Annotated in this window: 11 protein-coding genes and 1 pseudogene; 2 read left to right on the forward strand and 10 right to left on the reverse strand. The window is 69.4% G+C overall.

Going from position 1 to position 16,253, the window contains the following annotated elements; genetic code table 11:
* Nucleotides 1-628, reverse strand: a pseudogene (locus tag OS124_RS0112370) (Na(+)-translocating NADH-quinone reductase subunit A); the annotation flags it as partial.
* A gap of 108 nt (nucleotides 629-736) precedes the next feature.
* Between OS124_RS0112370 and OS124_RS0112375 the strand changes: the two are divergent.
* Complete coding sequence (locus OS124_RS0112375; protein ID WP_010139980.1) at nucleotides 737-1,897, forward strand: cytochrome c3 family protein; 1,161 nt, start codon at nucleotides 737-739, stop codon at nucleotides 1,895-1,897.
* Between the two features lie 278 nt (nucleotides 1,898-2,175).
* Here the strand turns inward: OS124_RS0112375 and OS124_RS0112380 are convergent, their stop codons facing one another.
* The 9 genes from OS124_RS0112380 to OS124_RS0112420 form a co-directional block, all read right to left on the reverse strand.
* On the reverse strand, nucleotides 2,176-3,876 hold the full coding sequence (locus tag OS124_RS0112380) for an ABC transporter ATP-binding protein (RefSeq protein WP_010139981.1): 1,701 nt from the start codon (nucleotides 3,874-3,876) through the stop codon (nucleotides 2,176-2,178).
* 27 nt (nucleotides 3,877-3,903) lie between these two features.
* Complete coding sequence (locus OS124_RS0112385) at nucleotides 3,904-4,668, reverse strand: ABC transporter ATP-binding protein (protein WP_029375394.1); 765 nt, start codon at nucleotides 4,666-4,668, stop codon at nucleotides 3,904-3,906.
* Between the two features lie 2 nt (nucleotides 4,669-4,670).
* Nucleotides 4,671-6,641, reverse strand: a complete 1,971-nt coding sequence (fhuB, locus tag OS124_RS0112390) for a Fe(3+)-hydroxamate ABC transporter permease FhuB (RefSeq protein WP_010139983.1) — start codon at nucleotides 6,639-6,641, stop codon at nucleotides 4,671-4,673.
* The gene (locus tag OS124_RS0112395; RefSeq protein ID WP_237708112.1) at nucleotides 6,638-7,504 is read right to left on the reverse strand and encodes an ABC transporter substrate-binding protein; all 867 of its coding nucleotides are present in this window, start codon (nucleotides 7,502-7,504) and stop codon (nucleotides 6,638-6,640) included. The genes fhuB and OS124_RS0112395 overlap by 4 nt, the downstream gene beginning before the upstream one ends.
* 42 nt (nucleotides 7,505-7,546) lie before the next feature.
* Nucleotides 7,547-9,670, reverse strand: a complete 2,124-nt coding sequence (locus OS124_RS0112400) for a TonB-dependent siderophore receptor (protein ID WP_010139985.1) — start codon at nucleotides 9,668-9,670, stop codon at nucleotides 7,547-7,549.
* Between the two features lie 79 nt (nucleotides 9,671-9,749).
* Nucleotides 9,750-10,664: an AraC family transcriptional regulator gene (locus OS124_RS0112405; RefSeq protein WP_010139986.1), complete on the reverse strand. Its 915-nt coding sequence runs from the start codon at nucleotides 10,662-10,664 to the stop codon at nucleotides 9,750-9,752.
* Between the two features lie 155 nt (nucleotides 10,665-10,819).
* A complete protein-coding gene (locus OS124_RS0112410; RefSeq protein ID WP_010139987.1) occupies nucleotides 10,820-12,496 on the reverse strand; it encodes a sulfatase-like hydrolase/transferase in 1,677 nt (558 codons plus the stop codon).
* A gap of 60 nt (nucleotides 12,497-12,556) precedes the next feature.
* The gene (locus tag OS124_RS0112415; protein ID WP_010139988.1) at nucleotides 12,557-13,570 is read right to left on the reverse strand and encodes a TAXI family TRAP transporter solute-binding subunit; all 1,014 of its coding nucleotides are present in this window, start codon (nucleotides 13,568-13,570) and stop codon (nucleotides 12,557-12,559) included.
* Nucleotides 13,567-15,564, reverse strand: coding sequence for a TRAP transporter permease (locus OS124_RS0112420; RefSeq protein WP_010139989.1), 1,998 nt, complete (start codon nucleotides 15,562-15,564; stop codon nucleotides 13,567-13,569). The genes OS124_RS0112415 and OS124_RS0112420 overlap by 4 nt, the downstream gene beginning before the upstream one ends.
* A 144-nt stretch (nucleotides 15,565-15,708) precedes the next feature.
* On the opposite strand from OS124_RS0112420, the gene OS124_RS24535 reads away from it, so the two are divergent.
* Nucleotides 15,709-16,253, forward strand: a 545-nt coding sequence (locus OS124_RS24535; protein WP_010139990.1) for a helix-turn-helix domain-containing protein, incomplete at its 3' end; no start/stop codon positions are given.

Genomic DNA, 16,253 nt, shown 5'->3' on the forward strand with positions numbered 1-16,253 from the left:
GGCCCTCGACCGCGCCCGGTCCGGCCAGCGCCGGGCCGCGCCCCTGGCAGAGGAATACCGGCCCCCCGGTCAGACGGCCAAGCGCCGCGAGGCCCCGGGCCAGCGCCTCGCCCCGCCCGGACAGCATGGCCTGCGGATCGGGGGCATGGGGGCGACTGTCGCAGGCCATGACGAAGAGCGCGGCAGGCACCTCGGCGACACCGGGCATGCGGCCGAAGGGACGGCTGCGCAGCATCCGCCAGAGGCCCGACGCCTGCATCAGCGCCCGGATCGCCGGGGCCTCGCCCGCCCGCGCGGCAGAGGTCTCGAAGGCATGATATCCGGCCTGTGGCTCGTGGAAGAACAGCAGTTCGATCAGCTGCCGCCCCGGCCCCAGCCGGACCCGGGCCAGCCGCGCGGCCATGGGGGCAACCAGGACAACCTCAGGGTGATCCCGCAGCCGCGCCACCGGCGCCCCCTGGGCGAGCAAGGCGCCCTCGGCCCCCACCATGTCCAGGCGCAGCCGCTCGCCGGCCTGAGGGACCAGCGCGGCTTCATCGGTGACAAGATCCCGCAGCCCGCCCGGTGCGGGCGGCGCGCCGGGGATCGCGACATCGAGACCCGAATTTCGCATAACGAAGGGTATCATTCCCGGAACTTCCCACACCTTCGGAAGAATGGCATTTGCCAGAATCTCCGCCTGACGCCATCATGACGCATTGGAGCCAATTTAATAGCCACCACGCGGGAAAAGCCAATGCGCCGGATCATTGTTGCAACAAGCAGACTTCTCATCACCCTCTCTGCCCTGCTCGCGACCACGCCCGCCATGGCGCAGCAAGAGCAGAGCCAGGAGGCCCTGACGCCCTATATCCTGCCCGATGCAGGCCCCTTCCTGCCCAGGGATCTGGGCGACGAGAACAACGCGGCCATCGCTGCCTGGATCGGTTCGGCCCATGCCGACAACGCCTCGGAGGCCTTCCGGCACTGGGACGACGAGGGCGAAATCGCGCCGGCTTGCTCGGTCTGCCACTCGGGCGCCGGGTTCCGCAGCTTCCACGGGCTGGACGGCTCGGCGCCCGGGTTGCCGCAGAGCCCGATCCCGACGGGCGGCGTGGTGGACTGCGCGACCTGCCACGCCAACGGGCTGGCCGAGGTCAAGGCGGTCACCCTGCCCTCGGGCGTCGCGCACCCGGTGCAGGGCGTCGAGGCCGCCTGCGTGACCTGCCACCAGGGCCGCAGCGCCGGGGCCGACGTCGAGAAGGCCATCGCCGACGGCGCGCCCGACACCGTCAACGCCGAGCTGCGCTTCATCAACCCGCATTACAAGACCGCTGCCGCCACCTGGCTGGGGGGCTATGGCAAGGCGGGCTATCACTATGAAGGCAAAGCCTATTCCGGCCGCTTCTTCCATGCCCGCCCGGTGGCAACCTGCGTGTCCTGCCACGACCCACACGGGCTGGAGGTCAAGACAGAGAGCTGCACCACCTGCCACGAGGGCGAGGGCCCCCGCGCCTTCCGCATCCGCAAGCAGAGCTATGACGGCGCGGGCAACACGGCGCAGGGTATCCGCACCGACATCGCCAACAACGCCGAGCTGCTGCTGCGCACCCTGCAGGACTACAGCGCCGAGGTGGCGGGTGTCGGGCTGCTCTATGACGGGCACAGCTACCCCTATTTCTTCACCGATGCGAACGGCGACGGCGTGGCGGATACCGGCGACAACGGGCGGCCGGTCAACTACGCCAGCTGGACGCCCCGGTCGCTGCGGGCGGCCTACAACTGGAAGCTGGTCACCGCCGATCCCGGGATCTACGCGCACAACCCGCACTACGCGCTGGAGCTGCTCTACGATGCCATCGAAGACCTGAACGCCCCGCTAGGGCGGGACACTGCGGCAATGGGCCTCCTGCGCTGACGCAGCCCCCCGGAGAAAATGAGGCCCGCGCGGAATTGAGGCCGTCGCGGGTCTTTCATGCCAAGACACATCTCGAATGCACCTTATTGCGAAAGCCCTGCCCACCAGAGATTGCAAGTCAATTGCGCAATAATGTGAATCAGGAAGTCAGCTTAATGCACCGCAGGCAGATTTCCGCCGAACTGCAATTCGATGGCCACTGCATTCCCGCCCGGGGGGCAAAGGGAAACCCCCGGCGCCGTCTCGGTCACCGGGGGCTTTGCGCACTCATAGGCTGATCAGGCTGCCAGCGTCGCGTAGGCCCCGGCGAGGGCGATCAGGCTGTCGTGGCTGCCCTCCTCGACGATCCGGCCATGGTCCATGACGACGATCCGGTCGGCATTGCGCACGGTGCCGAGACGGTGCGCGATGACCAGCGTTGTGCGCCCCTCCGAGAGGGCCTCCAGTGCCTGCTGGATCTCGCGCTCGGTCTTGCTGTCGAGCGCGCTGGTCGCCTCGTCCAGCACCAGGATCGGCGGGTTCTTCAGGAAGGCCCGCGCAATGGCGACCCGCTGTTTCTGCCCGCCCGAGAGGGTCACGCCGCGCTCGCCGACAATGGTGTCCAGACCTTCGGGCAAGCCTTCGATCATCGGGGTCAGCTGGGCCTTGGCGGCGGCATCAAGGATCTCGGCATCGCTGGCGCCGAGGCGGCCATAGGCGATGTTCTCGCGCAGGGTGCCACCGAACAGGAAGACATCCTGGCTGACCAGCCCGATCTGGCCGCGCAGGCTTTCCAGCGTAATCCGGTCCAGCGCGTGACCATCGACGGTGATGGCGCCCGAGGTCGGCTCGTAGAAGCGCGGCAGCAGGGCCAGCAGGGTCGTCTTGCCCGCCCCCGAGGCGCCGACGAAGGCCACCGTCTCGCCCGCCTTCACGGTCAGGGAAATGCTGGAGAGCACCGGGCGTTCGCTGTTGTAGGCGAAATGCACATCCTCGAAGCGGATATCCCCGCGCAGCCCCTCGACGGCGCGGGCCTCGGGGTGGTCCTGCACCTCGGGTTCGATGTCGAGCAGCTCGAGGTAGCGGCGGAAACCGGCAATGCCCTTGGGGTAGGTCTCGATCACCGCGGCGATCTTGTCGAGAGGGCGGAAGAAGATGGTCACCAGCAGCAGGAAGCCGACGAACCCGCCGGTGGACAGCGTCCCCGACAGCACAAAGCCGGCGCCCGCCACCATGACCACCACCTGCACGAAGCGCATCCCCATGTAGTGCAGCGTGGTCGAGGCCGCCATGGCGCGATAGGCCTGCAGCTTGGTGCTGCGGTAGGCGGCGTTGTCGCGGGCAAAGAGGCCCTCCTCGTGGCGCTCGTTGGCGAAGGCCTGCACCACGCGGATGCCGCCGATGGCCTCTTCCAGCCGCACGTTGAAGGCCCCGATGCGCGAATAGATCTCGCGGAAGGTACGGGTCATCCGGGCGCCGTAGACCGCCACCACGAGGACCGAAACCGGCACGATCGCCGCGGTGATCAGCGCCAGCGTCGGATGGATCGACAGCATCAGCAGGAAGGCCCCGAGGAAGGTCATGACGGCGATGAACAGGTCTTCGGGGCCATGGTGGGCCACCTCGCCGATCTCTTCGAGGTCACGGGTGACGCGGGCCACCAGCTTGCCGGTGCGCGCCGTGTCGTACCAGCGCCAGGACAGCCGCGTCAGGTGGCCGAAGGCGCGGGCCCGCATCTCGGTCTCGATGTTGATGCCCAGCATGTGGCCCCAGTAGATCACCACGGCCATCAGCCCGGCATTGATCGCATAGATCACCAGCAGGGCGATGGCGGCGGCGATGGTCAGGCTCCAGTCGCCGCTTGGCAGCAGGTGGTCGATGAAGGCGGTGATCGCCAGCGGGAAGGCAAGCTCAAGCAGGCCCGAGAGGACGGCGCAGCCGAAATCCAGCCAGAACAGGCGCTTGAAGGGTTTGTAATAGGCGAAGAACTGGCGCAGCACGGGCTTGGTCCTTGGTCTTGAGGGAAGTCAGAGAGGCAGGGCGAAGGGATGGGCAGAGGCGCCGACAGTCATCTCGACACCGTAGATACGCGCCAGCGCCTCGGGTGTCATCAGCGCATCCACGGGCGCGTCGAGCAGGCAACGCCCCTCGCCGAGGGCAACGACATGATCGCAGAAGCGCGCCGCCATGTTGACGTCATGCAGCACGATCACCGCCGAGAGGCCACGCTCGCGGCACATGCGGCGGACAAGGCCCAGCACCTCGACCTGGTGGGCGACATCCAGCGCCGAGATCGGCTCGTCCAGCAGCAGGGTGCGGGCGCCCTGGGCGATCATCATGGCGATCCAGCCGCGCTGGCGCTCGCCGCCCGAGAGGGTATCGACAAGACGGTGGCGCAGGGTCTCAACGCCGCAGAGCCGCAGGGCCTCGCTGATCTGGGCATGGTCCTCGGCGCGCATCCGCCCGAGGGCCCCGCGCCAGGGATAGCGGCCAAGCTGCACCAGCTCGTCCAGCTGCATCCCCTCGGTCGGCGGGGTGACCTGCGGCAGGTAGGCCAGGGCGCGCGCCAGGTCGCGGCGCGGCCAGTCGGCCAGCGGGCGGCCCTCGAACAGGATCTGCCCCGAGGACGGCACATGCTGGCCGGTGATCAGCTTCAGCAGCGTCGACTTGCCCGACCCGTTGCGCCCGATCAGCGCGGTCACCTGCCCGGCGGCGATCTCAAGCGACAGCCCGTCGATCAGGCGGCGGCCGGGCACGTCAAAGCGGATGTCCTGCAGGGAAAAGAGGCTCATGGTCATGTCCTTCTCATCAGCGCGGCAAAGAGCCAGGGCGCCCCGATCAGGGTCGCGAAGAGGCCGAGCGGCAGGTCGTAGGGATAGGCGAGGCTGCGCGCCCCGAAGGCGGCGAGGCCCATCAGCAGGGCACCGGTCAGCATGGCGCCGGCCAGGAAGTCGCGCGGCCGCTTCAGGCCGAGCGAGCGGGCGATATGCGGCGCCATCAGGCCGATGAAGCTGACCGGGCCGACCAGCACCGAGGCGGCGCCGGTGGCCAGCCCCGCCCCGAGGATCAGCGCCAGTCGCACCCCGGCGACCGGCACGCCGAGCGCACCTGCCACGGCGCCTCCAAGCGGCAGGATCTGCAACCAGCGCCCCGCCAGCATCCCGCCCGCCGCCAGCAGCAGCGCCAGCACCGTCAGCGCCGCCGCGCCCAGGGGCGTGGCGCGGCTGGCCGAGCCCGAGAGCCACCCCAGCACCGCCCATGCCCGCATGTCGCCCGAGGCCATGATCGCCGCCAGCACCGCCGAGGACAGGGCGCCGATGCCCAGCCCCGCCAGCAGCAGCCGCGCCGGGGCCATCTCGGCCCGCAGCGCATAGGCCGAGAGCGCCAGCAGCGCCAGGGCCGCGCCGCCGCCCGCGCCCAGGGCCAGCTCCAGCGCGCCGGGCGACGGCAGGGCGAAGATCGCCGCCGCATAGCCCAGCGAGGCGCCGCCGGTGACGCCCAGCACCTCGGGGGCGGCCAGCGGATTGGCGGTCAGCTTCTGCAGGATCGCGCCCGAGCCCGCCAGCAGCGCCCCCGCCGCGAGGCTGGCCAGCAGCGCCGTGGCGCGCAGCGGCAGGAAGGTCTCTCGCAGGGCCGGGTCCAGCAGGCCCCAGCCACCGGGGCCACGTCCGGCCATCAGCGTGGCAAGCGAGAGCACCGGCAGCAGAACGGCGAGCACCAGCAGCACCCGGCCGGGATGGCGGGCGCGCGGCGCGGGACGGTCTCCGGCCTCGGTCTCGGGCGGGACGGTGGCGCGCAGGCGGGGCAACAGGGCGATCAGCAGCGGCCCGCCGATCAGCCCGGTCAGCGCCCCCGAGGGCAGCACCGGCCCGCCCGCCGCCGCCAGCAGCATCAGCGCGCTGTCGGTGAGCGACAGCAGCAGCGCCCCGGCCAGCGTCGCCAGCAGCAGGCGCTGCGGAATGGTGCGCGCACCGAGGCGGCGCGCGATGGCCGGCGCGGCAAGGCCGACGAAGCCGACAAGGCCGACCTCGGCCGCCACCGTCGCCGAAAGCACCACCGCCACCGAAAGCGCGGCAAGGCGCAGCGGCATCGCAGGCAGGCCGAGCGCGCGGGCCCCCTCTCCGCCCAGCGAGAGCAGCAGCAGGGGGCGCGCCATCAGCAGGGCCAGCGCCAGCGCGGGCAGCAGGACGGCGGCAAGGATGGCCGCGCCGCTCCAGTCCTGCTGGGTCAGGGCGCCGCCGTTCCAGATCACCAGCGACAGCAGGTATTCGCCCCGCGACAGGGTCAGAGCGGTGGCGATGGCGGCGCAGAGCAGCCCGACCAGCATGCCCGAGATGGTCACGGTCACCGGCGCGAAGCCACGCCGCGCCGCCAGCGCGAGCACCGTCCCCGTCGCCAGCGCCGCGCCCGCCAGCGCCACAGGGCCCCGCCCGAAGGCCAGCAGCCCCGGTGCCAGCAGCGTCGCCGCGACCAGCGCCAGCTGCGCGCCCGCCTGCAGCCCCAGCGTCGTCGGATCCGCCAGCGGGTTGCGCAGCACCGCCTGCATCAGCGCCCCCGCCAGCCCGAGCGCCGCACCGACCAGCAGCGCGACCATACCTCGGGGCATGGTTCCGAAGGCCAGCAGGATCTGCTCAAGCCGCATTCCTGCGGCGTCGTATGGCAACGCGGGCCAGTCTGCCAGCGGCAGTTGCTGCACTGCGGCAAGCCCCCAGAGGCCCAGGGCCAGCAGCCCCGCCAGCGGGGCCCAGAGGATCAGCCGCGTCATGCCGTGCCCTCGTCTTCCAGCGCCGCGACCAACTGAGCGGCGAAGCGCTGCGCCGAGGCGGCGCCGCCGAAGGGGTTGCCGTTCGGCAGCTGGATGACCCGCCCCCCGGCCACGGCCGGCAGGGCGTTCCACAGCGCGCCGCGCGCGATGTCGCGCCGGGCCGCGACCGGGATCTTTCCGGCAATGACGATGCGCGCCTCGGGGAAGTCGGCCAGCCGCGCCAGCGGCACCGGCGCGTTGAAGCCGAACCGGGTGACCTCGCGCCAGGCATTCACCAGCCCCAGCCGGTCCAGCGCCCCGCCATAGAGACTGTCCGCACCGAAGGCGCGCACATGCTGCGCATCGCCGATCTCGACCACGCAGAGGGGCCGGTTGGCGAAGGCACGGGCACGGGTGGCCAGGGCCTCGAAGGCCGCCAGATGGGCGGCAAGTGCGCCCTGCCCCGCCACCGGATCGCCGATCCGCTCGGCCAGGGCCGTCAGCGCGGCTTCGACCCGTGGCAGCGGCGCCTCGCCCGGCAGGAAGAGATCGCGCGAGAAGACCGGCGCGATGCGTGACAGCTGCGCCTCGATGAAGCCGTAGTAGTTCGACGACAGCACCAGGTCGGGCGCCACCAGGCTGAGGGCTTCGAGGTTGGGCGCCCCGCGCAGCCCCAGGTCGACGGTGCCGGGCGCCGGCGGCAGCGCGGTCTCGCGGCGCAGGCGGATCAGCTCGGCCGCCGCGACCGGGGCATGGCCGAGCGCCTGCGCGGTCTCGAACATCGCCCAGTCGATGGCGGCGAGGCGCGGCGCCCGCCCGGCCCCGAGAACGACCGAGGCCGCGAGGGAGCATCCCCCCGCGGCCAGCAGCCTGCGACGCGTCATCGCGAAGCCTAGCATATGCGGCATCCTACCATGCGAAGGCCCTTACCACCTGTAGCGCAGCTGCGCCGAGACCTTGCGTCCGTCTCCGTAGTAGGTCGAGAAGAAGCCGACGGAAGAGACATAGACCTCGTCGGTCAGGTTGTTCACGTTCAGCTGCAGCTCTGCGCCGTTCCAGTCGTAGCTGAGGCCGGCATCGAACAGGGTCACGTCGTCCATCTGGCTGGCGTTGTTGTTGAAGGCATAGCGCTCGCCGATGTAGCGGGCCCCGGCGCCGAGGGTCAGCCCCTTCAGCGCGCCGCCCTGCACCTCTTTCGAGAGCCAGAGCTTGGCGGTGTGCTCGGGCGTATTGGCCAGCTCGTTGCCGTCTTCGTTGCCGCCGATGATCTCGCTCTGGGTCCAGGAATAGCTGCCCGCGACGGTCCAGCCATTGCCAAGGCCGCCCCGGCCTTCCAGTTCCAGCCCGTTGATCTCGGACTTGCCGATCTGCTCGTAGTAGTTGATCCCGCCGATGGTCGTGGTGGTCGAACGGTTCACCTCGCGCAGGTTGTAAAGCGCGGCGGTGAACAGCGCGTCCAGGCCCTCGGGCTGGTACTTCAGACCGGCTTCCCACTGCTTGCCCGTCGTCGGCTCGAGGGTGTTGCCACCCGAGTCCGGCTGGGCGAAGACCGAGAAGGAGGTGGCATAGGACAGGTAGGCGGTCAGCCCGTTGTCCCAGACATGGGCCAGGCCCAGCTGGCCGGTGGTGGCGCTGTCGTCGCGGTCGAGGTCCAGCAGGGTGCCGTAGCTGTCGGCCTCGCCTTCCGAGCGGTTCCAGTCATGGCGCAGCGCCAGGCTGCCGCGCCAGTTGCCGAAGCTCATCTCGTCCGCGGCGTAGACGCCGAGCTGGGTCACGGTCACGTCCTTGATCGCCCCGTAGCTCGACGCGGTGTCCAGCGTCAGGTCGTCATACTGCGGATTGGCGTAGTCGATGGGCTCCTGGCCCGAGTAGAAGATCGAGGAGCTGTCCTCGTGGAAGCGCCGGGCGTCGATGCCGAAGGTCACGTCATGGCTGACGGCGCCGGTCTGCAGGCTGCCGGTCAGGCGCAGGTCGGTGGCGACGCTGGTCGAGGTCTCGTCCTGGTCAAGCGCGGTGCGCGCGACCTCGGTGCCGGTGACGCCGCCGACCGAGAGGTTGTTGTAGGACCAGTCGAACTTGCTGAAGCGGGTGTTGTTGACCAGGGTCCAGCCATTGTCGAAGGCATGGGTGATCTGGAAGCCCAGGTTCAGGTTCTGCCGGTCGCCATGCTCAAGCGACTCATTGCCGAAGTAGAAGTCGCGCAGGTCCTCGTCCGGGTAGCTACCGATCAGGCCGTTCGGCACGCCGGGGGGCGAGTCGGGGTCATCCTTCTGCACCGAGGCCAGGACCTCGACCGTGGTGGCGTCGGTGGCCTGCCAGGTCAGCGCCAGGCCGAGGTAACCGCCCGGGTTGTCGTATTCGTCGATGGCCAGCTTCTGGTTGCCCGCCTTGGCGGTGACGCGATAGGCCAGACGGTCGCTGACCACGGCGTTGACGTCGCCGAAGACATGGGCCGAGCCGTTGCTGTCGAAGGACAGGCCGGCCTCGTTGAAGGTCTCGCCCAGTTGCGCGCGCTTCTGCACCATGTTGATCAGCCCCGAGGGCGACCCGGCGCCGTAGAGCACCGAGGCCGGGCCGCGCAGCAGTTCGACCCGCTCCATGCCGTAAAGTTCGAGGGTGGGGGCGCCGAAGTCGGGCTTGGTCGAGCGCTGGACGCGCAACCCGTTCAGATAGGCCTGGTTCTGAAGGTCGGTGCCGCGCACCACGATCGAGTCAAAGCGCGGATCGGCGCCATAGGGCTCGGACACGGTGCCCGCGGCATAGGCCAGCGCCTCTGCCATGTTCTGCGCGCCAAGCTCGGTGATCTGGTCGCGTGTCACCACGGTGACCGAACGCGGGGTCTCGCTCAGCGGGGCGCTGCCCTTGAGGGAGGCGCTGGACGTCGCCACGAAGCCCTCGACCGGGGCGGTCGGGTCATCCTCGCCGGCCTCGACCACGATCGGGCTCAGGTCGACCGCCTCCTGGGCCTGGGCGGGGGAAAGGCCGAGGGCCAGGGTAAGAGCCGTGGTGCTCGCCCCGGCCAGAAGAAGCTGAATACTGCGCTGTGTCATTTCATCATGTCCGCATCTGTTTTCCGAGCGTTTACCTCAACTATTCGGAAGGGTCTTGAACCAGACCACCGGCATTTGTTCAGGAGTGCGGGAAATGCGACCGCCGCCAGGCCGAGGGGGGCTGCCCGAACCGCTGGCGGAAGACCCGCGACAGGTGGGCCTGGTCGGCAAAGCCCGTGGCCTGGGCGATCTCGGACAGCGAGAGCGCCGGACGGGCCATCAGGTCGCGCGCGGCATCCAGGCGCAGGTGTGCCTGCCAGCGCTGCGGGGTCTCTTCGAAGCTCTGCTTGAAGGCGCGGGCGAACCAGCTTTCCGACAGGCCCGCCACCTCGGCCAGTTCCGCCACGGGGATCTGCCGGGTCAGGTGCTGGCGCAGGTGCTTTTCGACCGCCGCCGCCTGCCAGGGGCTGAGCCCGCCGCGATGTGCCTGGGCCTCGGGCTCGGGCTCGGTGGCGAAGATTTCGCCCAGCAGGGCGGTCAGCAGGCCATCCAGCAGCATCGGGCCCCGGCGCGGCGCCTGCACCTCGTCGGCGGCCAGCCGGGCCAGGCTGTGCAACTCGGGCCCGTGCCGCAGGAAGCGCACCTTGTCCAGCGTGCCGCGCCCCAGCGGGCCAAGGCGCTGCGCCAGCGGCCCGGCGTCGAGGTGGAAGTCAATGTGGGACAGGTCCTGCTCGGCATCCAGCCGCGACCACAGCGGCACCCCGGCGGGAATGAACATCGCCCTGAGGTCCGAGGTCTCGGGACCGTTGAGCGTGGTACGCACCGATTTCGCCGGCGGCTCGGCATCGAGGAAGACAACGATCCGCGCGTCGGGCGCGATGTAGAAACCGCCGCCGCCGGTCTCGCCATGCACGTGCCAGACATCGGCGATGGCGCTGCCGAGATGACGGAAGGCAAGCGGGCGCAGGGTACGCAGGGCCGAGGTCCGCGTCTCCATCCGCGGCCGGAAGCCCGTGGCCCGCGGCCCGCCTGTCACCCCTGTCATCCGTGCCATGATCAGATCCCGAACACCGGCCCGCCAAGGGGGAGGGCCGAAAGCTTATGCCTGAGCAATTCAGTCGGAATTGTCAAGCCCACCCCGGGGTGAAATGGCAAACGGCCCCGCCTGTCGCCAGGCAGGGCCGTTTCAAGGGCGCCGCAATGCCGGGATCAGGCCCCGCCGCCGCCCCGCATGTCGGGCACCTTGCGGTCGCGGTATTTCACCGTCAGCTCCAGCGGCACGTCGTTCTCGTCGTAGATGCCGATCATGACGCCCCGCCGCCCGGACTTGGAGCGCATCGCCTCAAGCTGCTCGGCGCTGCGGGTGGTGCGCTGCGCGGTGCGCCGGGCCCAGCGGAACAGCTTGTCATACATCGCCGCGATGACCTCGGCATGGGCCGGGTCATCGCCCAGGTCGACCAGCTCGTCGGGGTCCTTTTCCATGTCGAAGAGGATCGGGCGGAAGCCGCCTTCGAAGTGCACCAGCTTCCAGCGTTCATCGGCAACCATGAACATCACCGCATCGCGCACCGACAGCCCGAAGCGCGCGGCAATGGGCGAGGCCGAGTAATCATATTCGCAGATGACGAAATCCCGCGCGGTTTCCGTCGCCTCGCCGCGCAGCAGCGGCAGCAGGCTTTCGCCCTCCAGCACGTGATCGGCCACCTTGCCGCCCGCGACCTCGACGAAGGTCGGCGCCAGGTCGATGCACTCCACCAGCGTATCCGAGACGGTGCCCCGCGTTCCATCCGCCTTCGGCGAGGGATCGTAGATGATCATCGGCACCTTCACGCTGGCATTCTGGAAGAACATCTTCTCGCCCATCCAGTGATCGCCGAGGAAGTCGCCGTGATCCGAGGTCACGACGATCATCGTGTCCTCCATCCGTCCGCTGCGTTCGAGGTAGCTGAACAGCTCTCCCATCTGGTCGTCGCATTGCTTGATCAGGCCCATGTAGGCCTGCACCACCGGGGTGCGCACATCCTCGCGTGAAAATGCCTTCCCGACGGGGGCATCCATGAAGGCCTTCATCACCTCGTGCGCCTGCTCGTATTCCGCCTGGCTGCGGATCGCCGGGATCACGTCCGAGGGGCCGAACATGTCGTGATAGGGCGCCGGCACCACGTAGGGCCAATGGGGCTTGATGTAACTGAGATGGCAGCACCAGGGCCCCTGCCCCTGCGCGGCCTCCATCCATTCGATCGCGCGGCGGGTCAGGTAGGGCGTCTCACTGTCCTCCTCGGCGATATTGGCCTGCTGGTCCGAGTTCTTCAGGAACCAGCCCGACAGCACGTTGCCCTCTGCGTCGCGGCCCGAGTTGGCGTAGTCGTGCCAGGGGTTCTCGCTGTCGTAGCCCTTGGCGCGCAGATACTCGTTGTAACGCGCCGCGCCGCCCTCGTCGTAGAGGCCATCCGGCCCCTCGGGGCGCATCCCGTCATCGCGTTCCACCACGTCGAAGCCGCATTCGGCGACGCGCACCCCGATCAGGCTGTCGGGCTCGATGCCCAGCCGGGCCATGCCCTCGGCATCGGCGCGCATGTGGGTCTTGCCGATCAGGTGGCAGGACATGCCGGCGGCGCGCAGGTGGTCGCCCATGGTCAGCTCGCCCACCTTGAGGGGAATGCCGTTCCAGCTGGCGCCATGGGAATGCACGTAGCGCCCGGTATAGGTCGACATCCGCGACGAGCCGCAGATCGGCGACTGGATATAGGCCCTCTCGAAGCGCACGCCCTTCGCCGCCAGCCGGTCGAGGTTCGGCGTCTGCAGATGCGGATGCCCATAGCAGCTGAGGTAATCCCAGCGCAGCTGGTCGAACATGATGAACAGGATATTTCGGGTCTCGGGCACGGGGTCTTCCTTCCGTCGCAGGGTCCGGCCCCGCCACGAGGACGGGGCCGCAAGGTCAGCTCACTCTGCGGGGCGCAGGGCGTCGGGGATCGTCATGCCGATCTCTTCGTAGTAGCGCAGCGCGCCGGGGTGCAGCGGCAGGTTCAGGTCCTGCAGGGCGTTCTCCAGCTGGATGTTGCGCAGCCAGGGGGCATTGGCCTGCATCTCCTCGACACCCTCCCAGAAGGCCTTGGTGATCTGATAGACCGCCTCTTCGGGCACATGCCTGCCCGCCCCGATGCCAACGGTCGAGCCCAGCGTCTGCACCGCCTCGGTGTTGACCTGGTTCTTGCCGTAGGTGCCGGCCTCGATGGTGCCCAGCGTGCCGCCGGGACGGTTCAGGATCGCCTGAACCGATTCCTTCGCCATCTGCTCTTCGCTCAGGCCGAGGAAGCGGATTTCGCGGCCAAGCGCGAATTGCTGGATCACCGGCGAGGGCGCATTGGTCGAGTTCACGTAGACGTCGAGCCGTCCGTCCTGGAAGGCCTGCGCGGCGGCGTCCCAGCCAAGACGGGCCTGTTCGAAGTCCTCGCCGGGCTTGAGGCCCGTGGCCCCTTCCACGACGCGCTCCATGATCGTCGTCGCACCGCCGCCCGGCGGGCCGAGGAAGACGGTCTTGCCCGCCAGGTCGTCCAGCGAGGTGATGCCCGAGTCCGCGTAGGTGGTGATGTGGTAGAGGCCCAGCGGGAAGGCAAAGACCGCGCGCAGGTTCTGGCTGAGCTCCGGTGCCTGGGGCACCTTGGCATACATCGCCGTGCCCTGCTCCATCAGGGCGTGGACGCTGGCCGACCACATGAAGAAGTCGAGCTGTCCGGCCCCCGCTTCCAGCGCGTGCTGGGTGGCGGCGCCGGTGGCGTTGACCTGGATCTCCACGTCGTCCAGCCGGTCGCCGACGATCTGCGCCGCCGTGCTCATCACCAGGTAGGGCGAAGAGCCCGGCCCCAGCGTCGCCATGGTGTAGAAGTCCTTGGCCTGGGCCACGGGGGCCGCAGCCAGGGCAAGGGTCAGCCCGAGGGCCGCTCTCAGATGTCTCATGTCTTATCCTCCCTGATCGACTTGAGATGGGTGTAGGGTCCGGCGGCGGGCGCTAGGGCGCCTCGGCCGCCGCGGTCTCGGTGGTGGTGGGGGGTCGCGGGGCTGTCCTCGTCCTCGCGGCTGCGGTTGCGCCAGTCGGACCAGACCAGCGCCAGGGCCAGCAGGGTGCAGGCGACCTCGACCCAGATCATCGGCACCAGAACCCCCAGCCCGAGGGCGAAGCGCAGCCCGCGCTGGCCCGCGCCGAGGCGGCTGCTGGCATAGCCCGAGAAGCCGGTCGAGAAGAGCCAGATGGTCAGGCTGAGCCGCAGGCAGACCCAGGCCAGCCCGACCCAGGTGAAGCCGGTGACGAGGCTGAGCGAGGGGTTGTAGACCATCACGAAGGGGATGATGAAGCCGATCAGCGCGATGCGGCAGGCGTCGATGCCGATGGCGACAGGGTTGGCCCGGGCAATCGGCGCGGCGGCAAAGGCGGCGATGGCGACCGGCGGGGTGATCGAGCTGAGCACGCCGAAGTAGACGACGAAGAGATGCGCGATGACCACCGGCACGCCCATCATCTGGATCGCCGGGCCCATCACCAGGATCACGATCAGGTAGGCCGGCACCGTCGGCATCCCCATGCCCAGCACCAGCGAGCCCAGCATCATCATCACCAGGCTGAGGAACAGCGAGTCCCCCGAGATGTCCTGGATCACCCCGGCGAAGCGCAGGCCGAGGCCGGTCATGTTCATCACTCCGATGACGATGCCGATGGCGGCCACGGCGATCAGGATCTGCGCGGCGGCCAGACCGCCCTGACGCAGGCCCTCTAGGATCACCTGGGGCGCCCGACGCACCTCGGGGTTCAGCACGAAGCCCAGCACCACCGCGCAGAGCACTGCCCAGAAGCCCGCCATGGCCGGCGAACGCCCCGAGATCATCACCGCCAGCATCAGCACCAGCGGCACCACGAAGCAGAGCGACATCAGCCAGTCATGCCGGGTCAGCACCGGCAACTCGCGGCGCGGGATCGGGCGGATGTCGCGCGCCACGGCCTCCAGATGCACCGCCACGAAGAGCGAGGCATAGTAGAACAGCGCCGGCAGCAGCGCCGCGAGGCAGATGGTCAGGTAGGGAATGCCGGTCACATCGGACATGATGAAGGCGACGGCGCCCATGATCGGCGGCATGAACTGCCCGCCGGACGAGGCCGCGGCCTCGACGCCCCCGGCATAGCGCGCCGGGAAGCCCCGCTTGATGATCATCGGGATGGTCATGACGCCTGTGCCCACCACGTTGCCCGAGACAGAGCCCGACATGGTGCCGAAGACGCCGCTGGCGGCGATGGCGGCATGGGCCGGGCCTCCGCGCATCCGGCCCGTGGCGACGAAGGCGAAGCGCAGCAGCACCGGGCCCGCGCCGACGGCTTCCAGCACCGCACCGAAGACGATGAAGACGAGGATCAGTGTCGTCACCACCGACAGCGGACGCCCGAAGACCCCGTCGAAGGAATACCAGATCACCTGCATGACCTGCTGCAGGGAATAGCCGCCGTGCTGGAAGATCCAGGGCAGGTAGCGCCCGAACAGCGCATAGGCCACGGCCAGCAGGCAGACCACCACCAGCGGCATGCCGAAGGCGCGGCGGGTCAGCTCCAGCAGCACCACGACGCCGGCGACGCCGATCAGGATGTCCGAGGTCTGGAAGAAGTAGAGCCCGATCTCCAGCGCCTCGCCGATCGAGGCATAGCGCTGCATGGCGACAGCAAGGGCCGCCAGCAGCACGAGGTCGATCAGGACCGGCCAGGGCTTGTCCACATCGAGACGGCTGCCGATCCGGGTCAGCAGCAGGACCACCGCCGCCAGGGTGAAACTGCCGATCCGCAGCAGCGTCTCGCTGGCGCTGCCGAACCCGGCGATCCAGACCCCCGCAAGGGCCAGCCCGACCGCGCCCAGCCAGCCAAGGACGGCAATTGCCCGCCCCGCGGGGCGCAGCTTGGAAATGCTCTGCATGGTCTCCTCCCTTGGCACGTCCTCCCCGACGTGCCCTGTGCGGAGAGGTTCCGCCAAGGCGGCAGATGTTGAAAGCGAAATGCAGCTGTGTTTCACTTGGTGAAACGTCGGCCCCGCGGTCGGCGGTCGACCGGAGGGGACGTCGTGAAGCGGATCGAGAGCCTCAGGCGGGGTCTGGAAGTGATGGAGCTGCTGCGCGACGGCGGCCCGCTGTCGCTGGCCTCGCTGTCACGCCAGAGCGGGCTGGCCAAGGCCAGCCTGCTGCGCATCCTGCTGACCATGGAAGAGACCGGCCACGCGCGGCGCGGGCTGGGCGACGGGTTGTGGTATCCGGCTGCCCGCGCGCGGGAAGAGACCGATCCCGACCGCCGCCTGTCGCAGGTTTCGGGGCCGCCGCTGGACCGGCTCTGCCAGCAGGTGCTCTGGCCCTCGGATGTCGGTGTCTACCACGCCCGCAGCATCCGCGTTCTGGAAACCTCGCGGCGGGTCTCGCCCTTCCTGGTCAACCGGGTGATCAACTACGGCATCCACGTGCTGCCCTCGGCCATGGGGCGGGCGATCCTGGCCTGGGCCCGGCCCGGCGACCGCGAGGCGATCCTGCATGACCTGCGGCACAGCGACGAGCCCCAGACCGCATGGCCGCCCCATCCCGGCAAGGTCGCCGAGCTGATCGAGGAGACCCGGGCGCG

The sequence above is a fragment of the Oceanicola sp. S124 genome, assembly GCF_000220565.1.
Taxonomy (GTDB): Bacteria; Pseudomonadota; Alphaproteobacteria; order Rhodobacterales; family Rhodobacteraceae; genus Pseudooceanicola.

Excerpts from the sequence above, each read along its gene's own strand:
- OS124_RS0112375 (WP_010139980.1), top strand. The coding sequence starts at position 737 with ATGCGCCGGATCATTGTTGCAACAAGCAGACTTCTCATCACCCTCTCT.
- OS124_RS0112385 (WP_029375394.1), bottom strand. The coding sequence starts at position 4,668 with ATGAGCCTCTTTTCCCTGCAGGACATCCGCTTTGACGTGCCCGGCCGC.
- fhuB (WP_010139983.1), bottom strand. The coding sequence starts at position 6,641 with ATGACGCGGCTGATCCTCTGGGCCCCGCTGGCGGGGCTGCTGGCCCTG.
- OS124_RS0112395 (WP_237708112.1), bottom strand. The coding sequence starts at position 7,504 with ATGACGCGTCGCAGGCTGCTGGCCGCGGGGGGATGCTCCCTCGCGGCC.
- OS124_RS0112400 (WP_010139985.1), bottom strand. The coding sequence starts at position 9,670 with ATGACACAGCGCAGTATTCAGCTTCTTCTGGCCGGGGCGAGCACCACG.
- OS124_RS0112405 (WP_010139986.1), bottom strand. The coding sequence starts at position 10,664 with ATGGCACGGATGACAGGGGTGACAGGCGGGCCGCGGGCCACGGGCTTC.
- OS124_RS0112415 (WP_010139988.1), bottom strand. The coding sequence starts at position 13,570 with ATGAGACATCTGAGAGCGGCCCTCGGGCTGACCCTTGCCCTGGCTGCG.
- OS124_RS0112420 (WP_010139989.1), bottom strand. The coding sequence starts at position 15,564 with ATGCAGAGCATTTCCAAGCTGCGCCCCGCGGGGCGGGCAATTGCCGTC.